General features: G+C 71.3%; 13 protein-coding genes. 1 reads left to right on the top strand and 12 read right to left on the bottom strand.

What is annotated here, in order from left to right; genetic code table 11:
* Positions 1-49 precede the first annotated feature (49 nt).
* The 7 genes from OG741_RS27915 to OG741_RS27885 all read right to left on the bottom strand — a co-directional run bounded on the left by OG741_RS27915 (position 50) and on the right by OG741_RS27885 (position 10,094).
* The gene (locus OG741_RS27915) at positions 50-3,103 is read right to left on the bottom strand and encodes an AAA family ATPase (RefSeq protein ID WP_405605811.1); all 3,054 of its coding nucleotides are present in this window, start codon (positions 3,101-3,103) and stop codon (positions 50-52) included.
* A 67-nt stretch (positions 3,104-3,170) separates the two neighbouring features.
* A complete protein-coding gene (locus OG741_RS27910) occupies positions 3,171-3,344 on the bottom strand; it encodes a hypothetical protein (protein WP_405602411.1) in 174 nt (57 codons plus the stop codon).
* Positions 3,345-3,511: 167 nt separating this feature from the next.
* Positions 3,512-4,294: a GNAT family N-acetyltransferase gene (locus tag OG741_RS27905; protein WP_405602408.1), complete on the bottom strand. Its 783-nt coding sequence runs from the start codon at positions 4,292-4,294 to the stop codon at positions 3,512-3,514.
* Between the two features lie 53 nt (positions 4,295-4,347).
* Positions 4,348-4,917 carry a hypothetical protein gene (locus OG741_RS27900; protein WP_405602405.1) on the bottom strand — a complete coding sequence of 190 codons (570 nt, stop codon included), beginning with the start codon at positions 4,915-4,917 and terminating at the stop codon, positions 4,348-4,350.
* Between the two features lie 66 nt (positions 4,918-4,983).
* Positions 4,984-5,559: a GNAT family N-acetyltransferase gene (locus tag OG741_RS27895; protein WP_405602404.1), complete on the bottom strand. Its 576-nt coding sequence runs from the start codon at positions 5,557-5,559 to the stop codon at positions 4,984-4,986.
* A gap of 25 nt (positions 5,560-5,584) precedes the next feature.
* Complete coding sequence (locus tag OG741_RS27890) at positions 5,585-7,789, bottom strand: MMPL family transporter (RefSeq protein WP_405602402.1); 2,205 nt, start codon at positions 7,787-7,789, stop codon at positions 5,585-5,587.
* A gap of 202 nt (positions 7,790-7,991) precedes the next feature.
* Positions 7,992-10,094 (bottom strand): phosphocholine-specific phospholipase C, encoded by a 2,103-nt coding sequence (locus tag OG741_RS27885; RefSeq protein ID WP_405602399.1) that lies wholly within the window; start codon positions 10,092-10,094, stop codon positions 7,992-7,994.
* Between the two features lie 262 nt (positions 10,095-10,356).
* Between OG741_RS27885 and OG741_RS27880 the strand changes: the two genes are divergently transcribed.
* A complete protein-coding gene (locus OG741_RS27880) occupies positions 10,357-11,256 on the top strand; it encodes a hypothetical protein (protein ID WP_405602398.1) in 900 nt (299 codons plus the stop codon).
* Between the two features lie 367 nt (positions 11,257-11,623).
* Here the strand turns inward: OG741_RS27880 and gatB are convergent, their stop codons facing one another.
* From gatB to OG741_RS27855, 5 genes are all read right to left on the bottom strand, one after another.
* On the bottom strand, positions 11,624-13,132 hold the full coding sequence (gatB, locus tag OG741_RS27875; protein WP_405602395.1) for an Asp-tRNA(Asn)/Glu-tRNA(Gln) amidotransferase subunit GatB: 1,509 nt from the start codon (positions 13,130-13,132) through the stop codon (positions 11,624-11,626).
* 16 nt (positions 13,133-13,148) lie between these two features.
* Positions 13,149-13,391 (bottom strand): hypothetical protein, encoded by a 243-nt coding sequence (locus tag OG741_RS27870; RefSeq protein ID WP_405602392.1) that lies wholly within the window; start codon positions 13,389-13,391, stop codon positions 13,149-13,151.
* Complete coding sequence (gene gatA / locus OG741_RS27865; RefSeq protein WP_266488596.1) at positions 13,388-14,893, bottom strand: Asp-tRNA(Asn)/Glu-tRNA(Gln) amidotransferase subunit GatA; 1,506 nt, start codon at positions 14,891-14,893, stop codon at positions 13,388-13,390. The genes OG741_RS27870 and gatA overlap by 4 nt, the downstream gene beginning before the upstream one ends.
* Positions 14,894-14,898: 5 nt before the next feature.
* Positions 14,899-15,195 carry an Asp-tRNA(Asn)/Glu-tRNA(Gln) amidotransferase subunit GatC gene (gatC, locus tag OG741_RS27860; RefSeq protein ID WP_016642027.1) on the bottom strand — a complete coding sequence of 99 codons (297 nt, stop codon included), beginning with the start codon at positions 15,193-15,195 and terminating at the stop codon, positions 14,899-14,901.
* 130 nt (positions 15,196-15,325) lie between these two features.
* Positions 15,326-17,467 (bottom strand): putative bifunctional diguanylate cyclase/phosphodiesterase, encoded by a 2,142-nt coding sequence (locus OG741_RS27855; protein WP_405602388.1) that lies wholly within the window; start codon positions 17,465-17,467, stop codon positions 15,326-15,328.
* Positions 17,468-17,564: the final 97 nt, after the last annotated feature.

The raw sequence follows: 17,564 nt of genomic DNA, 5'->3' as shown, positions 1-17,564 counted from the left end.
GAGGACATGCGGCCGAAGGTCGCATACGGGTCCGGGGCGACCCCGCGCGTCACGCCGACGCCGCCACGCCCCCCACGTCCGGAGGCGGGAACAGCCGCAGCCGGTGCGCCAGCGCCGCCGCCTCGCCGCGGCCCGAGACGCCCAGTTTCGCCAGAATGTTGGAGACGTGGACGCTCGCCGTCTTCGGCGAGATGAACAGCTCCTCGGCGATCTGACGGTTGCTGCGGCCCGCCGCGACCAGCCGCAGCACGTCCTCCTCGCGGCGGGTCAGCCCCAGCGCCGACCCTGGGGGCAGCGCTGCCGGAGCCGGCGGGGAGGGCTCGTCCGTCAGGGAGACGCGGGCCCGTTGCGCGAGCAGCGCGATGTCCTCGGACAGCGGCTGCGCCCCCAGCTCGCGGGCCGTCGCCGCGGCCTGCCGGAGCAGATCGGTGGCCTGTGCCCGGTGGGACTGGAGCAGGGCTTCCGCCCAGCGGTGGCGGACCCTCGCCAGGTCGTACGGCCGCTCCAGCGCCTCGAAGGCCGTCGCCGCCTCGGCCCAGTCGAGGGCCGTGTCCTCGCCACCGGCGCGCAGCAGTTCGGCGCGGGTCCAGCGCTCGTGAGCCATCCAGACGGGCACCGCGGTGGCCATGGACCTGGCCGCCTTGCGGATCCGGTCGAGCGCCTCGGCGCGGCCGGGCTCCGCCGCGGGCAGCCCGCGGGTGTCCGCCTCCAGCGTGGCCGCGGCTCGCAGCAGGGGCCAGCCGTACCGCTGGGTGCCCGGCGGGAAGCCCGCCGTCGCGGCCCGCTCGAACTCCGCCCGGGCGTCCAGCACACGCCCCTGCGCAGCGGCAATGCTCAGTGCCAGCGTGTGCATCGGTATGGAGCTCTGCGGCATCGGGTCGTGCGGTCCGAAGTGCTCGCGCGCCGCCTGAAGATACTCCGCCGCCTTCGCCGCGTCGCCCCGCTCCAGGGCCAGAGCGGCACACTTGAACGCGGCGAATCCCCGGGGCTTGGGGCTCAGCGCGATCCGTGCCGCCCGGCCCGCCACCTCGGCCGTATCGGTCCAGCGCCCCAGTGAGAAATACGATTCGGCCAGGTTGTTCAGGACCCAGGCCTCGGTGTCCAACAGGCCGTACTTACGGGAGAGTTCGACCCCTTCGGTGAGGACTTCCACGGACGCCCGCGAGCGGCCGATGCCCTCCAGCACGGACGGCAGATTCACATGGGTGCGGCCCACCAGTGAGGCCGTGCCGAGGGCGACGACCCGCTCCTTGACCGCGTACATCTCCGAGAGCCCGGCCTCGATCTGGCCCGCGTCGACCATGAGGCTGCCGAGGATGAGCCGGGCGCGCAGTTCGTTGTCCTCCTCGCCGACCATGCGCGCGTATTGCACGGCGCGCTCGGCCGTCGCCAGGCTTCCCGGCCCGGGATCGTGCACCATGCCCCAGCCCGCCGCCTCCGCGAGCACCTGCGCGTGGACGGCCGACGGCGGCAGTCCCCGCACCAGTTCCTGCGCTTCGGCGAGCTCCGCCCAGCCGTCGCCGCGGCCGAGTGCGGAGGCCAGCAGGGAGCGCTGGAGGGTGAACCAGGCGGTGCGCAGCGGATCGTCCTCCGCCTCCGCCAGCCGCTGGCCCCGCTTGGCGATCTTCAGCGCGCGTTCGCGTTCACCGCTGAGCCGGCCCGCGACGGACGCCTCGGCCATCAGGTCGAGGAAGCGCAGCGGTGTGGTGGCGGGGTCGCAGCCGCAGGGAGGGTACGCCTCGGCGTAGTCCACGGGCCGCAGCGCCGCCCGCACCTCGTCCGGAGCGGTGTCCCACAGTTCCATCGCCCGCCCCAGCAGGCTGAGTTGCTCGGCGTAGGCATGCCGGCGCCTGGCCTCGACCGAGGCGCTGAGCACGGCCGGAAGGGCCTTGGCGGGGTCGTGTGCCTGGTACCAGTAGCTGGCGAGCCGCGTGGCCCGCTCCGCGTCCCGTACGAGGGAGGGATTGGCCTCCAGCGCCTGCGCGTACCGCAGGTTGAGCCGGGAGCGCTCGCCGGGCAGCAGGTCGTCGCTGACGGCCTCGCGCGCCAGAGAGTGCCGGAAGCGGTAGCCGTCCCCGTCGGGGGTGGCCTGGAGGATGTTCGCGCCCACCGCGGCCCGCAGCGCCTCGATGAGGTCGTCCTCGCCCATCCGGGCCACGGCGAGCAGCAGACCGTACTCCACGGTCGAGCCGCCCTCGGCGACGATCCGTGCGATCCGCTGGGCGTCCTCGGGCAGTGCCTCGACGCGTACGAGAAGGATGTCGCGCAGGGAGTCCGACAGGCCGGTGAGGCAGTCCTCGACGATGCTGCAGGCGAGCTCCTCGACGAAGAAGGCATTGCCGTCGGAGCGCTCGAAGACCCGGTCCACCAGGGCCGGTTCGGGCTCGGTGGCCAGGATTCCGGCCATCTGGCGGTGCACCTCGCCGCGGTTGAAGCGGGTCAGCTCGACGCGCTGCACGGTGCGCATCCGGTCGAGCTCGGCGAGGAAGGGCCGCAGCGGATGGCGCCGGTGGACGTCGTCGGAGCGATAGGTCGCGATCACGACGAGCCTGCCGCGGCGCAGCGTACGGAAGAGATACGCGAGCAGATGGCGGGTGGAGGCGTCGGCCCAGTGCATGTCCTCCAGGACGAGGACGACAGTGCGGTCGGCGGCGACGCGCTCGAGGAGACGCGCGGTGAGCTCAAAGAGGCGGGCGGTGCTCTCTTCGTCGTGCCGGATGTGGGCCGCGGGTGCTTCCCCCAGCTCGGGCAGCAGCCGCGCCAGCTCGTCCTCCTGCCCGGCCGCTGCCGCCGCCAGCTCCTTGGGCAGCTGGCGGTGGAGCGCGCGCAGGGCGGTCGAGAACGGCGCGAACGGAAGCCCGTCCGCGCCGATCTCGACACATCCCCCGACCGCGACGACGGCCTGGCGGCGGCACGCCTCGGTGAGCAGCTCCTCGACGAGCCGGGTCTTGCCGACCCCTGCCTCACCGCCGATGAGCAGCGCCTGCGGCTCGCCCGCGGAACCGGTGGCGGCGCGGGTGAGCGCGTCACCGAGCACGGTCAATTCACCGGCGCGGCCTACGAACACGGGGCTGACGGACCTGGTCTCCACGCTGCCGAGCATCGCACAGCCCTCTGACAACGCGGCACCGTTGATCGGGACGACCGTCATCACGCGCGGCCACGCCTCATCACGCGGCGCGCCCGTAGCGGGTGCTGTCGTGACTCACCCGGCCCTCCCCCGTGTCCTTGGCGGACCGTCTGGCGGCGCGGCGGGCCTTGCGCACCTGCCGGACGAGGCGCGCGGTCTCGGCCTCACGCAGCAGATCGGCCAGCCGGAGCTCCTGCATCTCGTACTCGAACATGTCGTACTCCCTGGTTGCGAGTTGTCTCGGCGTCTTGCGATGCCTCAACTTTCGTCTCCCAGGGGGGTCCGCCACATCGGGAAGGTTCCGCATCTCGGCGGCGGCGGGGTCCTTAGACGCGCCCAGGTAGGCAAGTCCGCGGCCTAAGGCCCCTGGCGGCGGGGGCCTCAGGGCGTCGGGCCACTGCTCGCCGACGCCACGTAGACGTACGGAGTGGTGGTGCTCAGCGCGGCGAAGCCGAGCCGCTGGAGGATGGGACGGCTCTGGTCGGAGGCGTCGACCTGAAGGAAGCGGTAGCCGTTCGCGGCGGCGATACGGGCCCGGTGGGCGATCAGTGCCCGGTAGATGCCGCGGCCCCGCCAGGCGGCCACGGTGCCGCCGCCCCACAGGCTGGCGAAGCCGGTGCCCGGGTGGAGCTCCGTGCGGGCCCCGCAGACTGGACGGTCACCGGCCATCGCGACGGTCATGAGGGCGGTGTCCGGGGTTTGCGCCAGCTGGGCGAGGAGCTGCTCGCGCAGCCGGGCGCCGCTGGTCCCGAAGGCCTGCTCGTGCACGTCCACGAGCAGTTCCACGCCCGCCGCGTCGGTGACCGCCTCCAGCCGGATGCCGTCCGGGAGTTGGACGCCGGTGGGCATACCGGCGATCTCGGCGACCATCACCGTCTCCTCGGGCTCGGGCGTGAAGCCCGCGGCCCGCAGCCGGGTGCCCAGGTCGTCCGGCTGGTCGTACCCGTACAGCTTCCACTCGAAGTCACGCCCCAGGGCGGTGAAGTACCGCACCTGCCGGGCGATCGCGGCGTCGGCCGTGGCCCGGTCCAGGCCGGACCAGACGATGCCGTTCCAGCCGCCCTCGGCGCCGACCTGCCGGACCACGTCACCGATCCGTTCGCCCCCCTCTGCGTGTTGTCGCATCCGGCGGTCGAACAGGGTGAGCACGTCGGCGTGATCCATCCGCTCATTGCAGCACCGCGCGGAGGGAGGCACCAACGAGTTTCCGGGGCTCGCTAGGAGCCGGTGGTGGGCAGTGACAGGAGGAGATCGAAGTACATCCCGGCGGAGACGATCATCCCGAGGACGCCCAGTGCCACTCCGGCCACGGCGAACGCACGTACCCAGCCGGCCTTCTGCGGCACGGCGAGCACGGCCACGCCGACGATCAGGGCGAGCAGCGCGAAGACGCCGTTGACCAGGGCGGTGGTGTGCCAGGCGTCGCCGTAGACCGCGGCGATCTGCTGGGCGGGGGTGCCGCCCTGCGAGGTCTTGATCTGGCCGATCAGGGTCTGGCGCTCGGCGGCGACCTTCCCGACCCAGGTGCCGCTGAGCGCGACGACGCCGAGACCGGCGGCCACGACGGCCGCGGCGGCGGCTGCGATGCCGGACGAAGCACGCGGAGTGTCCTCGGCGTCCTCGGTCTCGGCGCCTTCCGTCTCGTCGTCGAGGGCCTGGGCCTCGGACGTGGCGTCGGCGTCGGTCCCGACCGGCTCGGCGGCCGCGCCGTCGCCCTCGTCCTTCACCACGGTCGAGGCGGTCGCCCCGGTCGGTTCGGTGGTCTTTTTGGTCTCGGTGGGGTTCATGCGCCGCACGCTAGGCGGCCTGTATGAGAGTCCCCTTAACGAGTCTCCTCAACGACGAGAGGCGCTCTATCGGGGGGAGGCCGCGTCGGCCGCCCGCAGCTCCCGCCACTGGGGCGCCAGCACGGACCAGACCTCCATGTCGTGCCGTACGCCCCGGTACGGATAGGCCTCCCGCAGCACCCCGTCGCGCGTCATCCCCAGCCGCTGCGCCACCTTGAGGCTCGCCGTGTTCCCGGCCGCGGCCATCCACTCGACGCGGTGCATCCCCCGCTCCAGGACCGCCCAGTCGATCAGCACCCGTACGGCACGGGTGACCAGTCCGCGGCCCGCCCCTGAGGGCTCCAGCCAGCAGCCGACCTCGCAGTACTCCAGGGCGGTGTCGAAGACCCGGAAGAGGACCCCGCCGACGAGGGTGCCGTCCAGCCAGATCCCGTAGATCCGGCCGCCGTCGGCGGCCTGTTTCTCGGCGTACGACTGGAGGAAGCCGCGCGCGGACGCGATGTCGGTCGCGGCGGCCGCGAGCCCGATGTACTGGCCGATGAATTCCCGTCCGCGGTCGATGTGGGCCAGGAACTCCTCGGCCCGCCACGGCTCCAGGGGGCGCAGTTGCGCTCCGTCGTCGCCCAGGGATATCGCGAACATCGTTTTCCTCCGGCCCGTTGACGCCCTACGGCACGAGCTGGGATTCCTCGCTCGCGCGCTGCCCAGGGATCTTCGCATGGACGCGGCACTCGGGCGGTTCGATGCTGATGCGGGGCAGCCTGCGGTCGAGCCAGCGTGGCAGCCACCAGTTCGCGCCGCCCAGCATGTGCATCATGGCGGGCACCAGGAGCGTACGCAGCACGAACGCGTCCAGCGCGACCGCCGCCGCGAGCCCTATGCCGAACATCGCTATGACCCGCTCGCCGCTGAGCACGAAGGCGAGGAAGACCGAAATCATGATCACGGCCGCGGAGTTGATCACCCGGCTGGTCTCGGCGAGGCCGACCCGTACCGCCCGGCGGTTGTCGCCGGTCTCCAGCCACTCCTCGTACATCCGGCTCACCAGGAAGACCTGGTAGTCCATCGAGAGCCCGAAGAGCACCGAGACCATGATCACCGGCAGGAAGGGCTCGATCGGGCCCGCCCGTCCGAGCCCGAGCAGCTCGCTGCCCCAGCCCCACTGGAAGATCGCGACGACGATCCCGAAGGAGGAGGCGACGGCGGCCACATTCATCAGGGCGGCCTTGACCGGGATGCCGATCGAGCGGAAGGCCAGCAGCAGGAGCAGACAGCCGAGGGCGATGACGACACCGACGAAGAGAGGGAGCTTGCCGATGATGATCTCGGCGAAGTCGTCGTAGCTCGCCGTCACCCCTCCGACGTGGACCTGCAGCGATGTGCCGTCCGTCGCGGTGGGCAGGACGTCGTCGCGCAGCCGGTCGACGAGCTCGCTGGTCGCCTTCGACTGGGGCGCCGAGTCCGGTACGGCGGTGAGCACCGCCGTGTCGCCGCTGCCGTTGTACGTCACCGGGCCGACGGACTCGATCCCCTTGGCGCCTCGCAGGGCGTCGGGCAGCTTGTCCATCGCCAGCCGGTCGTCGGCGCCGTCGAGATGCGCGACCAGGGTGAGGGGGCCGTTGACGCCGGGGCCGAAGCCTTCGGCGAGCTGGTCGTAGGCCTGGCGGGTGGTGGAGGTGGCGGCGCCGTTGCCCTGGTCGGACGTGCCGAGGTGGAGCGAGAACGTCGGCAGGGCCAGCACCAGCATGACCACCGCGGCGACGGCTCCGAGCAGTTTCGGATGGCGTTCGACGAAGGCGGACCAGCGGGCGGCGAAGCCGGTCGGCAGCTCGGGCTGCGGGCCGTGTTCGGCGAGCCGGCGCCGTTCGCGCCTGCTCAGGGCCCGCATGCCGATGAACGACAGCAGTGCGGGCAGCAGCGTCACCGAGGCCGCCACGGTGAGGACGACGGTCAGACAGGCAGCGATCGCAACGCCGTTGAGGAAGCTGAGCTGCAGGATGAGCATGCCGAGCAGGGCGATACAGACGGTGGCGCCCGCGAAGACGACCGCACGGCCGGTGGTGCGGACCGCCTCCCGGGCCGCTTCGGCCACCGGCAGTCCGCGCCGCAGTCCCTTGCGGTGTCTGGTCACGATGAACAGCGCGTAGTCGATGCCGACGCCGAGTCCGATGAGCATGCCGAGCATCGGGGCGAAGTCGGCGACGCTCATCACATGCCCGAGCAGCACGGTGCCCGCATAGGCGGTGCCGACCGAGACGAGCGCGGTGGCTATGGGGAGCAGGCTCGCGGCGAGCGAGCCGAAGGCGAGGAAGAGGACGACGGCGGCGACGACCACGCCGACGATCTCGGCCACATGGGCCGTGGACGCTTCGGTGAGCGCGATGGCGCTGCCGCCGAGCTCGACCTGGAGCCCGCCGGTCTCGGCCGCCTTCGCGGTGGCGACGACCGCCTCGGCCTGCGCCTCGGGGATGGCGTCGGCCTGCTGGTCGAAGGTGACGGTGGCGAAGGCGGTGTGCCCGTCCGCGCTGGTCTGGCCGATGCCCTCGTTGCCGTACGGGCTGGTGACGGAGGCGACCCCGTCGAGCTTGGCGACCTTGTCGAGCATCTGGGAGACGGGCTGCTGGACGCCCGCGGCACGGACGCTGCCGGTGTCCGTGTGCCAGACGATGGTGTCGCTGTCGCCGCCCTGGCCGTGGAAGCCCTCCTTCAGGAGGGCGGTGGCACGGCCGGACTCGGTGCCCGGGACTTCGTAGTCGTTGGAGTAAGCGGTGCCCGCGACGCCCGCGGCGACTGAGACGCCGACGAAAGCCAGCAGCCAGAGCACTACGGCTACGAGTCGGTGCGTGATGCACCACCGTGCGATTGCTGCCAACGGACTGCTCCCTGGGTGGTTCGTGGATCTTTGATCGGGAACAGCCCGCAAAGAACGCATGACCAACGAAACCTACGAAGGGACACTCTTGCAGCAGAACCTGATCCTTTGCCCCTTTCGTGGGCTTCCTCACAGCAGCGCCAGGGGGCCCGGATTCAGCTCCCGGACCCCCTGTTCACCTGCGATTACGCAGGCTCGGCGTTCAGCCCGAGACGCTCGCTCGTCCGTTCTCTATGTGACCCATCAAACGGCGACGGAAGCCGGACTCGCGGTCGGCGGTCACCTCGATGTCGTACCAGCCGTGCGCGTCCGCCGCCGAGTGGACGACGCTGCGGCTGCGCCCCGGCTTGACCGTGACCGTGCGGGTCCAGTCCTCGAGGTCCGCCTCGTCGACGTAGGCCAGCGGCCGGATGGTGAAGGTGACCGGCTTGCTGCCGTCGTTGCGCAGGGTGAGGTGGAGATCGCGGTCGTGGTGGTCGATGGACGAGCACACCTCGGCCGCGCCGCCCGCGCTGCCCGCGAACTCACGGCGGAAGCCGTTCGGCCCTGTGATCGTGAAGCGGTAGGCGTCCTTGGTAAGGGGCACCGACCACTGCGCCTTGCCCCTTACGTCCTTGTGCTGGGGCACGGGGAACTCACCGGCGTACGGATAGAGCGCGAAGTGCGCGCTCCCCCTGCCGCTGTTGCCGAGGAAGACCGTGAAGGTCCTGCCACCGCCGGTGATCCTGCCGTACGCGTCGGGCTGGTACGGCAGCGGCCGCGCGGGCCGCGTCCCCTCCTCCTGGACGGGCATGTGCTGCACCAGTGGCGGCAGGGGACGCCAGCGGCCGGTGAACGGCGGGATCGCGCCGGGCTGGTCCACATCCGGCTGCGGCCTACCGCGCCGGAAGTCGAAGGCGGAGGTCAGATCGCCGGTGACGGCGCGCCGCCAGGGGCTGATGTTGGGCTCCTCGATGCCGGTCCACTTCTCCAGCAGCCGGATCACGGAGGTGTGGTCGAAGACCTCGGAGCAGACATAGCCGCCGACCGACCAGGGCGAGACGACCAGCATCGGCACCCGCACGCCGAGCCCGGTGGGCTTGCCGTCCCACTGCTCGTCGGTGACCTCGGGCGGCGCGACCGGCGGCGGGACATGGTCGAAGAAGCCGTCGTTCTCGTCGTAGTTGATCAGGACGACCGTGTGCCGCCAGACGTCGGGGTGCGAGCCGAGGGCGTCGAGCACCTTGTAGACAATCGTCGCGCTGTGGATGGGCGAGGAGACGCTGGGGTGCTCGGAGTCGACCGCGGACGGCACCAGATAGGAGACGGCCGGCAGGGTCCCCGCCGCGACGTCCTCGGCGAACTCTTCGGCGAGCGTGCCGGTGGGCACACGGCGCAGCCCGCGCTCGAAGAGCCGTCGCTCGGCCGGTGTGAGGCCCGCGACCCCTTCCTCCAGCAGACCCAGCAGCCGATCGCGCTCGGCGGTGTCCTGCGTGTCACGGACGGCCGCGTAGAACGACTCCATGAAGGTGTGGCCGCCGGTTTTGGCGAGCGCCTTGCGGGCGATCGCCTTGAAGGTGGTGAAGAACTCGATCTGGTTGTCGGTGAAGTTCTCCCACTCGGAGTACGTCTTCCAGCTCCGCCCGGCCTTCTCCAGCCGCTCGGCGTAGGTGCACCAGTCGTAGCCGGGATGCGTGCCCTCGTCGTAGGCATCGTTGTCGACGGCGCGCTTGCCGTCGGCCTCGAAGCCGGTCTTCCCGCTCCACAGGTGGTTGCGGTTCGGGCTCGTCGACGTATGGATCGAGGAGTGGTACGCGTCGCAGATGGTGAACGTGTCCGCGAGCTCGTAGTGCAGCGGAATGTCCCGGCGGTCGTAATAGGCCATCGTGGCGGCCGATTTGGCGGAGACCCAGTTGTTCATCCAGCCGCCCGCCCAGGCCTTGGCGCCGCCGTTCCAGGAGTGGTCGAGGGCGCCGATGTACTGGAGGTCCTTCTTCTGCGTCTCGGCGGCGCCCCGGACGGGGAAGGGCAGCACGCTGCTGCCGAGCGGGCCGGGCTGCTCGAAGACGGGCCTGCCGGAGGGGAGTTCGACGGCGTTGCGGTCACCGAAGCCGCGCACGCCGCGCAGGGTGCCGAAGTAGTGGTCGAAGGACCGGTTCTCCTGCATGAGGATCACCACGTGCTTGACCGCGTGCAGCCCGCCGGGCGCGGGCCCGGCGGCCAGCGCTGCCTGGAGGGACGGGGGCAGCAGCGACCCGGCCGCCGCGGCGCCGAGCGCGCCTCCGCCGAGTGCGAGCAGGCGCCGCCGTGACATGTCCGTGGTCAAGTGATCCTCCCGATTCCGCTGTTACCGCCCGGAACGTAATGAAGCCGGATGACTTGAGGAAGTCCCACGGAGGGCGCAGCGGTGAACGTCCAAGAGTCGGTGCGAGGAGTCCAAGCCGCCCGGACTGCCGGGGGCGTTACCGGCCGTTACCCTCCCCCAGCCGTCCCGAAACTGTGCGCCTGCCGTACCCGTGCTGTTCCGGGGCCGTAAATCCCCATCCGTACGGCCGGCGTTGTCGGTGGCGGCTGGCACGATGGGTGACATGGAAAACACGGGGACCAACCAGCCGATCGTTTGGCCCGGCGACGCCGCGGAGTTCGCCCTGACGCTCCATGACACACCCGATCCGTACTTCGACCGGGGCCCGGTTCCGGTGCTGGCGTACGACCCTGGGGCCTCGCTGCGGGACCGGCGGGAGGCCTTCCGGGAGGTGTACGCCGCGATCGTGGCCCGGATCGGCGAGCCGACGCTCTACGGCGGCTCGGCGGAAGGGCCCAACATCCGCTGGCGGGACAGCAGAAGGGTGGTGCTGCTCGCGGGCAACCGCCACCGCGCACAGCTGTCGGTCCACGACACGGACACCCTGGAGAACGACGAACGGCGCATCTTCGACTGGGGCGGCGCCTGGTCGGCGGACGAGCAGCACGACTTCGCCCTCCTGCCGTACGTCTGGCAGCTGGACCGGAGCGGGCCGGGCGTTCGGCCCATCGAGCGGCCGGGCGGGAGAATGGCCTCCAGCCTCGAACACTTCCAGAGCGCGCTGGAGTTGCTGCTCACGGCCTGGGTGGAGCAGCTTTCGGTGCAGGTCGGCGGCGACTGGGCGAGCTTCAGCGTGACCAGCGGGGCGGACCGCGGCCGTCAGCTTCAGATCTCGTACGCGCTGGAGGACGGGCTGCATGTCTCCGTCGACGACCGCGACGGCGAGGACAGCCCGGAGCGGGCGGACTTGATGCGCTCACGCGGCTGGCAGTCCCGCGACCGGGGCTGGTGGCAGACGGACTTCCCGGAGCCGGAGCGCCCGGAGGTGGCGGCGGTGGCCCGACTGGCGGTCACGGAACTGCGGGCACGCGGCACGAAGGAGCCGGAGGAACTGCGCGCGAGGGATGTCAGCTGCAAGGACCGCGGCGAACTGTGGCTCCCGGGCCTGGGCATACGCCACTGATCCACCGGGCAAGGCCGCGCCCGGCGCGGGTGCCTCGGGGATGCCCGAGCCCCGGCACCCCCGTCCATTCGCTCGGCACCAGGGCCTCGCCGGCCAGGCAAGCACGCCGCGTCTCGGCGCCCCGCCTCCCGGCAACCCGGTTTCGAGCCCCCCGCGTCCGGCACCCGGGCCTCGGCACGGCACGCCGCGTCTCGGCGCCCTGCCTCCCGAGACTCCGCCCTCAGCGCGGCGCGTCCGGCGCACCCGAGCCTCGCAGGCCCGGCGCCGCCGCATCCGGCACGTCGGGCGGCGCGTAGGGCGGCGGCCCTCGGAACGCCGGAGGCGGCCCGCACCCGCAGGTGCGAACCGCCTCTCGTTTGCGCGAGCGTCAGCCCTCGACGCCGAGCTTCTGCAGGATCAGCTCCTTGACCCGCGCCGCGTCCGCCTGGCCACGCGTCGTCTTCATGACCGCGCCCACCAGCGCGCCGACCGCCGCGACCTTGCCGCCGCGGATCTTGTCGGCGATCGCCGCGTTGCCCGCGATCGCCTCGTCGACCGCCGCGCCGAGCGCGCCCTCGTCCGAGACGACCTTGAGGCCGCGCTTCTCGACGACGTCGTCCGGGCCGCCCTCACCCGCGAGTACGCCCTCGATGACCTGACGGGCCAGCTTGTCGTTGAGATCGCCGGCCGCGACCAGCGCCGCCACCCTGGCCACCTGGGCCGGGGTGATGGGCAGCGAGGACAGCTCGACGCCATCCTCGTTTGAGCGGCGGGCGAGCTCGCCCATCCACCACTTGCGCGCGGACGCGTTGTCCGCACCCGCGTCGATGGTGGCGACGATCAGGTCGACCGCACCCGCGTTGAGGATCGACTGCATGTCGTGCTCGGAGACGCCCCACTCCTCGCGCAGCCGGTTCCGCCGCACCCGCGGGAGTTCGGGCAGCGTGGCGCGAAGCTCCTCGACCCACTCGCGCGCAGGCGCGACGGGGACGAGGTCGGGCTCCGGGAAGTACCGGTAGTCCTCCGCCTCCTCCTTCACGCGGCCGGACGTCGTGGAGCCGTCCTCCTCGTGGAAGTGGCGGGTCTCCTGGATGATCGTGCCGCCGGACGAGAGCACCGCCGCGTGGCGCTGGATCTCGAAGCGGGCCGCACGCTCGACCGACCGCAGCGAGTTGACGTTCTTCGTCTCGGAGCGCGTGCCGAACTTCTCGACGCCGTGCGGCCGGAGCGAAAGGTTCACGTCGCAGCGCATCTGGCCCTGCTCCATGCGGGCCTCGGAGACACCGAGCGCCTTGATGAGCTCGCGCAGTTCGGCGACGTACGCCTTGGCGACCTCCGGCGCGCGCTCGCCCGCGCCCTCGATCGGCTTGGTGACGATCTCGATCAGCGGGATGCCGGCGCGGTTGTAGTCCAGCAGGGAGTGGGACGCGCCGTGGATACGGCCGGTGGCGCCGCCGACGTGCAGAGACTTGCCGGTGTCCTCCTCCATGTGGGCGCGCTCGATCTGCACGCGGAAGACCTCGCCGTCCTCCAGCTGGACGTCCAGATAGCCGTTGTAGGCGATCGGCTCGTCGTACTGCGAGGTCTGGAAGTTCTTCGGCATGTCCGGATAGAAGTAGTTCTTCCGGGCGAAGCGGCACCACTCGGCGATCTCGCAGTTCAGCGCGAGGCCGATCTTGACGGCCGACTCGACGCCGATCGCGTTGACGACCGGGAGCGAGCCGGGCATGCCGAGACAGGTCGGGCAGGTCTGCGAGTTGGGCTCGGCGCCCAGCTCGGTCGAGCAGCCGCAGAACATCTTGGTCTTGGTGCCGAGTTCGACATGGACCTCGAGGCCCATGACGGGGTCGTAGGCAGCGAGGGCGTCCTCGTACGACACCAGTTCAGTGACGGTCACGGTGAAACTTTCCCTCTCAGCCCAGCAGGACGTCGTCGTCGCCCAGGCGCCTCAGCTCGCGGTAGAGCAGGGCCAGGCCGGTGACGATGGCGGCAGCGGATACGGCGGCGTCGATCAGCCGGAGCGTGTCGCCCTCGTTGCGGGCCTTCTTGGCCTGCTTGGCGACGCTGATCGCGCCGAAGGCGGTGGTGCCGATCGACAGATACGTCCCGGTCTTGGACTTCTTGAAGCCCTTTGCCTTGGTCAGTGCCTTGCTCACAACGACGGAGCCTCCTCGAGCAGCGGGTGGCCCCACTTTTCCACGAAGGCCGCCTCGACGGCCGCGCCGACCTTGTACAGCCGGTCGTCCTTCATGGCGGGGGCGATGATCTGCAGTCCGACCGGCAGCCCGTCCTCCGGCGCGAGGCCGCAGGGCAGCGACATAGCGGCATTGCCGGCCAGGTTGGTCGGGATGGTGCACAGGTCCGCGAGGTACATCGCCATCGGGTCGTCGGCGCGTTCGCCGATCGGGAAGGCGGTGGTCGGCGTGGTCGGCGAGACGATCACGTCGACCTGCTCGAAGGCCTTCTCGAAGTCCCGGGTGATGAGCGTGCGCACCTTCTGCGCGGAGCCGTAGTACGCGTCGTAGTAGCCGGAGCTGAGCGCGTACGTACCGAGCATGATCCGGCGCTTGACCTCGTCGCCGAAGCCGGCCTCACGCGTGAGCGCGGTGACTTCCTCGGCGGACTTCGTGCCGTCGTCGCCGACCCGCAGGCCGTAGCGCATGGCGTCGAAGCGGGCCAGGTTGGAGGAGCACTCGGACGGCGCGATCAGGTAGTACGCGGAGAGCCCGAGGTCGAAGGACGGGCAGTCCAGCTCGACGATCGTCGCGCCAAGACCGCGCAGCAGCTCCACGGACTCGTCGAAGCGCTGGACGACACCGGCCTGGTAGCCCTCGCCGCGGAACTGCTTGACGACGCCGACCCGCATCCCCGCGACCGAGCCGTTCTTCGCGGCCTCGACGACCGGCGGGACCGGGGCGTCGATGGACGTCGAGTCCAGGGGGTCGTGACCGGCGATGACCTCGTGCAGCAGAGCCGCGTCCAGGACCGTGCGGGCGCAGGGGCCGCCCTGGTCGAGGGAGGAGGAGAAGGCGACCATGCCGAAACGGGAGACGCCGCCGTAGGTGGGCTTGACGCCGACCGTGCCGGTGACGGCGGCGGGCTGGCGGATGGAGCCGCCGGTGTCCGTGCCGATGGCGAGCGGTGCCTCGTACGAGGCCAGGGCCGCGCTCGACCCGCCGCCGGAGCCGCCGGGGATACGGGTGAGGTCCCAGGGGTTGCCGGTCGGGCCGTAGGCGCTGTTCTCGGTGGAGGACCCCATGGCGAACTCGTCCATGTTGGTCTTGCCGAGGATGACGACGTCCGCCGCCTTCAGCTTCTTGGTCACCGTCGCGTCGTACGGCGGGATCCAGCCCTCGAGGATCTTGGAACCGACGGTGGTCGGGATGCCCTCGGTGGTGAAGATGTCCTTCAGCGCGAGCGGCACACCGGCCAGCGGGCCGAGCTTCTCGCCCGCCTCGCGCTTGGCGTCGACGGCGCGGGCCTGCGCGAGCGCTCCCTCACGGTCGACGTGCAGGAAGGCGTGCACCTTCTCGTCGACGGCCTCGATCCTGGCCAGGTGCGCCTCGGTGACCTCGACGGCCGTGAGCTCGCCGGAAGCGATCTTCGCGGCGATCTCTGCGGCGGTGAGCCTGATGATGGTGACGTTGGTGTCCGTCATGGTGATTAGTCCTCCCCCAGGATCTGCGGCACCTTGAAACGCTGCTGCTCCTGGGCAGGGGCGCCGGAGAGCGCCTGCTCGGGGGTGAGCGACGGACGGACCTCGTCCGCGCGCATGACATTGGTCAGCGGCAGCGGGTGGGAGGTCGGGGGTACGTCTTGGTCGGCGACCTCGGAGACGCGGGCGACCGCGCCGATGATGTCGTCGAGCTGTCCGGCGAAGTGGTCGAGCTCTTCGTCCTTCAGCTCCAGACGCGCCAGCCGGGCGAGGTGGGCGACCTCCTCGCGCGTAATGCCAGGCATGCAGCGATCCTCAGGGGTGAGTGTGTGGTTTTGAGCCCAATCCTATGGGGCACCGGCCACTCCCTACGAAACGGTTGTGCGGAGGGGACCTCGCGGGCCTTGCTCCGGCGCCGCCCGGGACCGCGCCGAATCAGGGAACGACCTGGCCGGAGGGCTCGCTGGTCGGGCTCGCGGGAGGGTGCGTCGCCTCCGTCGCGGCGGGCAGTTCCGCGGCCCGGTGCCAGCCGCGCTCGCCGCGCGCCCGCAGCCATGCCGTGGTCTCCTGCGGCGGCATCGCGGCCGCGACCAGCCACCCCTGGACGGCGTCGCAGCCCAGATCGCGCAGCCGCTCCCAGGTCTCGTCGTCCTCGACGCCCTCGGCGACGACGAGCAGGCCCAGCGAGTGGGCAAGGTCGACGGTGCAGCGGACGATCTCGGCGTCCTCGTTGTCGACGGCGAGCCGGGCCACGAAGGAGCGGTCGATCTTGAGCTCGCTCACCGGGAGCTTGCGCAGATGCACGAGGGAGGAGTAACCGGTGCCGAAGTCGTCGAGGGACATCTTCACGCCGTGGTCGGTGAGCCCGGCGAGCGTGTCCGCGGCGCGCTGCGGGTCCTCCAGGAGCACGTGTTCCGTGATCTCCAGCTGGAGGGAGCCGGCCGGGACGCCGTGGCGGGCGAGGCGGGCGGCGACGGATCCGGCGAATCCGGGGGTGTGCACGTCGCGCGGCGAGACATTCACGGCCACCGGCACGTCCAGCCCCTGGGCGCGCCACTTGGCGACCTGCCCGAGGGCCGTGTCCAGCACGTACTCCGTCAGATGCGGCATCAGGCCCGAGGACTCGGCGATCGCGATGAACTCGTCCGGGGGGACCCGGCCGCGCTCCGGGTGGACCCAGCGGACCAGTGCCTCCAGTCCGGCGACATGGCCGTCGAAGCGGACCTTGGGCTGGTAGTGCAGCTCCACGTCACCGGCGTCCAGCGCCCGGCGCAGATCGCCCAGCAGGCCGAGCCGGTCGGGGGTGTTGCTGTCCCGCTTGGACTCGTACACCTCCACGCCCGTGCGGTCCCGCTTCGCCTGGTACATCGCGACGTCCGCGCGCCGCAGCAGGCCTTCCGCGTCCAGTGCGTGCTCAGGGAAGACGGCGACGCCCGCGCTCGCCTCCAGGACGAGGGTGAGCCCGTCGAGATCGAGCGGCGAGGACAGCTCGGCGACCAGATGGCGGGCGACGCGCTGGGCGCTGGTGGTGGAGTCGGCCGTCGGGAGCAGTACGGCGAACTCGTCGCCGCCGAGCCGGGCCGCCTCGGCGCCCCGGGGCAGGGCGAGCCTCAGCCGGTCGGCTATCTGGAGCAGCAGCCGGTCCCCCGCGAGATGGCCGAGTGTGTCATTGACGGATCGAAAGCGGTCGAGATCGATCAGCACGAGAGCCGAACGGGCACCGCTGCCCTCCGCGTCCGCGAGGGCGGACCAGGTCCGCTCCAGGAGCCACTGACGGTTCGGCAGGCCCGTCAGGGGGTCGCGCAGCTGCTCCTCCGCCCTGGCCCGGGCGATCCACAGCGTCGAGTCGAGGGCGATCAGCGGTACGGCGAACAGGGGCAGCAGCAGCGGCAGGGCGACGGCGACGACACAGATCAGCGGGGCGATGCCGAGCAGGGCGACCGCGACAAGGCCCTGCCGGAGCAGGGCCGTACGTGCTGCTGTGGGCAGACCGCCCCCCTGAGGGGCCAGGACGTACCACAACAGCAGCCGGGTGACCACGAGATAGGCGGTGGCGGCGAGGATCACTTCAGGGGCGGCCTCGATGCCCCATTCGAGTGGCGACCAGGGCGCCTCGACGCTCGGCTCCACCCCGAACACCTCGAGGACGAGAGCGGCCGCGCCGATCCCGAGGATGTCCACGGAGCCGTGCAACACGCCCTGGCGCCAGCGGTGTCTGCGGGCCGCGCCGACCAGGGCGACGACGGCGAGGCTGACCAGTCCGGCCGGCACCCAGCCGAACAGGAGCAGGACGGCGAGGGTGAGGGCGGCCCCGGACCCGGTGCCGCCCCACCAGCGGTCGCGGCCGAGCGCGACAAGATGACCGACGATGATCCCCGAGAGAATGGCGAGCGACCAGCCCGCCGTGGAACCGGGGAAGAGCGCTCGCCCGTCCCCCACGGTGCTGAAGACTCCGAAGACGAGCAGTGCGGCGGCGCATACGACGACGGCGACAGGCAGTAGTCCCGGCGTCATGCCCGCAAGAGCCGCGAATCCACGCGGCCGTGAGACCGGGGCGGCGCTCTCGGTCGGTTTCATTCCCGTCCCTCTCACAGCCGGCGGTGCCGATGCCTCGCGATGGCTCCCGTTGTCATGCCACCACGACTGGAATCCCACCACGCAGCCGTGCACGACA

Origin of the sequence: Streptomyces sp. NBC_01410 (assembly GCF_045040195.1) — a bacterium.
GTDB lineage: Bacteria > Actinomycetota > Actinomycetes > Streptomycetales > Streptomycetaceae > Streptomyces.
This window is presented reverse-complemented; position numbering and strand designations above follow the sequence as displayed.

Coding starts and splice junctions, on each gene's coding strand:
- gatC (WP_016642027.1), bottom strand. CDS start 15,195: ATGCCTGGCATTACGCGCGAGGAGGTCGCCCACCTCGCCCGGCTGGCG.
- OG741_RS27895 (WP_405602404.1), bottom strand. CDS start 5,559: ATGTTCGCGATATCCCTGGGCGACGACGGAGCGCAACTGCGCCCCCTG.
- OG741_RS27905 (WP_405602408.1), bottom strand. CDS start 4,294: ATGGATCACGCCGACGTGCTCACCCTGTTCGACCGCCGGATGCGACAA.
- OG741_RS27910 (WP_405602411.1), bottom strand. CDS start 3,344: ATGTTCGAGTACGAGATGCAGGAGCTCCGGCTGGCCGATCTGCTGCGT.
- gatA (WP_266488596.1), bottom strand. CDS start 14,893: ATGACGGACACCAACGTCACCATCATCAGGCTCACCGCCGCAGAGATC.
- OG741_RS27880 (WP_405602398.1), top strand. CDS start 10,357: ATGGAAAACACGGGGACCAACCAGCCGATCGTTTGGCCCGGCGACGCC.
- OG741_RS27915 (WP_405605811.1), bottom strand. CDS start 3,103: ATGCTCGGCAGCGTGGAGACCAGGTCCGTCAGCCCCGTGTTCGTAGGC.
- OG741_RS27900 (WP_405602405.1), bottom strand. CDS start 4,917: ATGAACCCCACCGAGACCAAAAAGACCACCGAACCGACCGGGGCGACC.
- OG741_RS27855 (WP_405602388.1), bottom strand. CDS start 17,467: ATGAAACCGACCGAGAGCGCCGCCCCGGTCTCACGGCCGCGTGGATTC.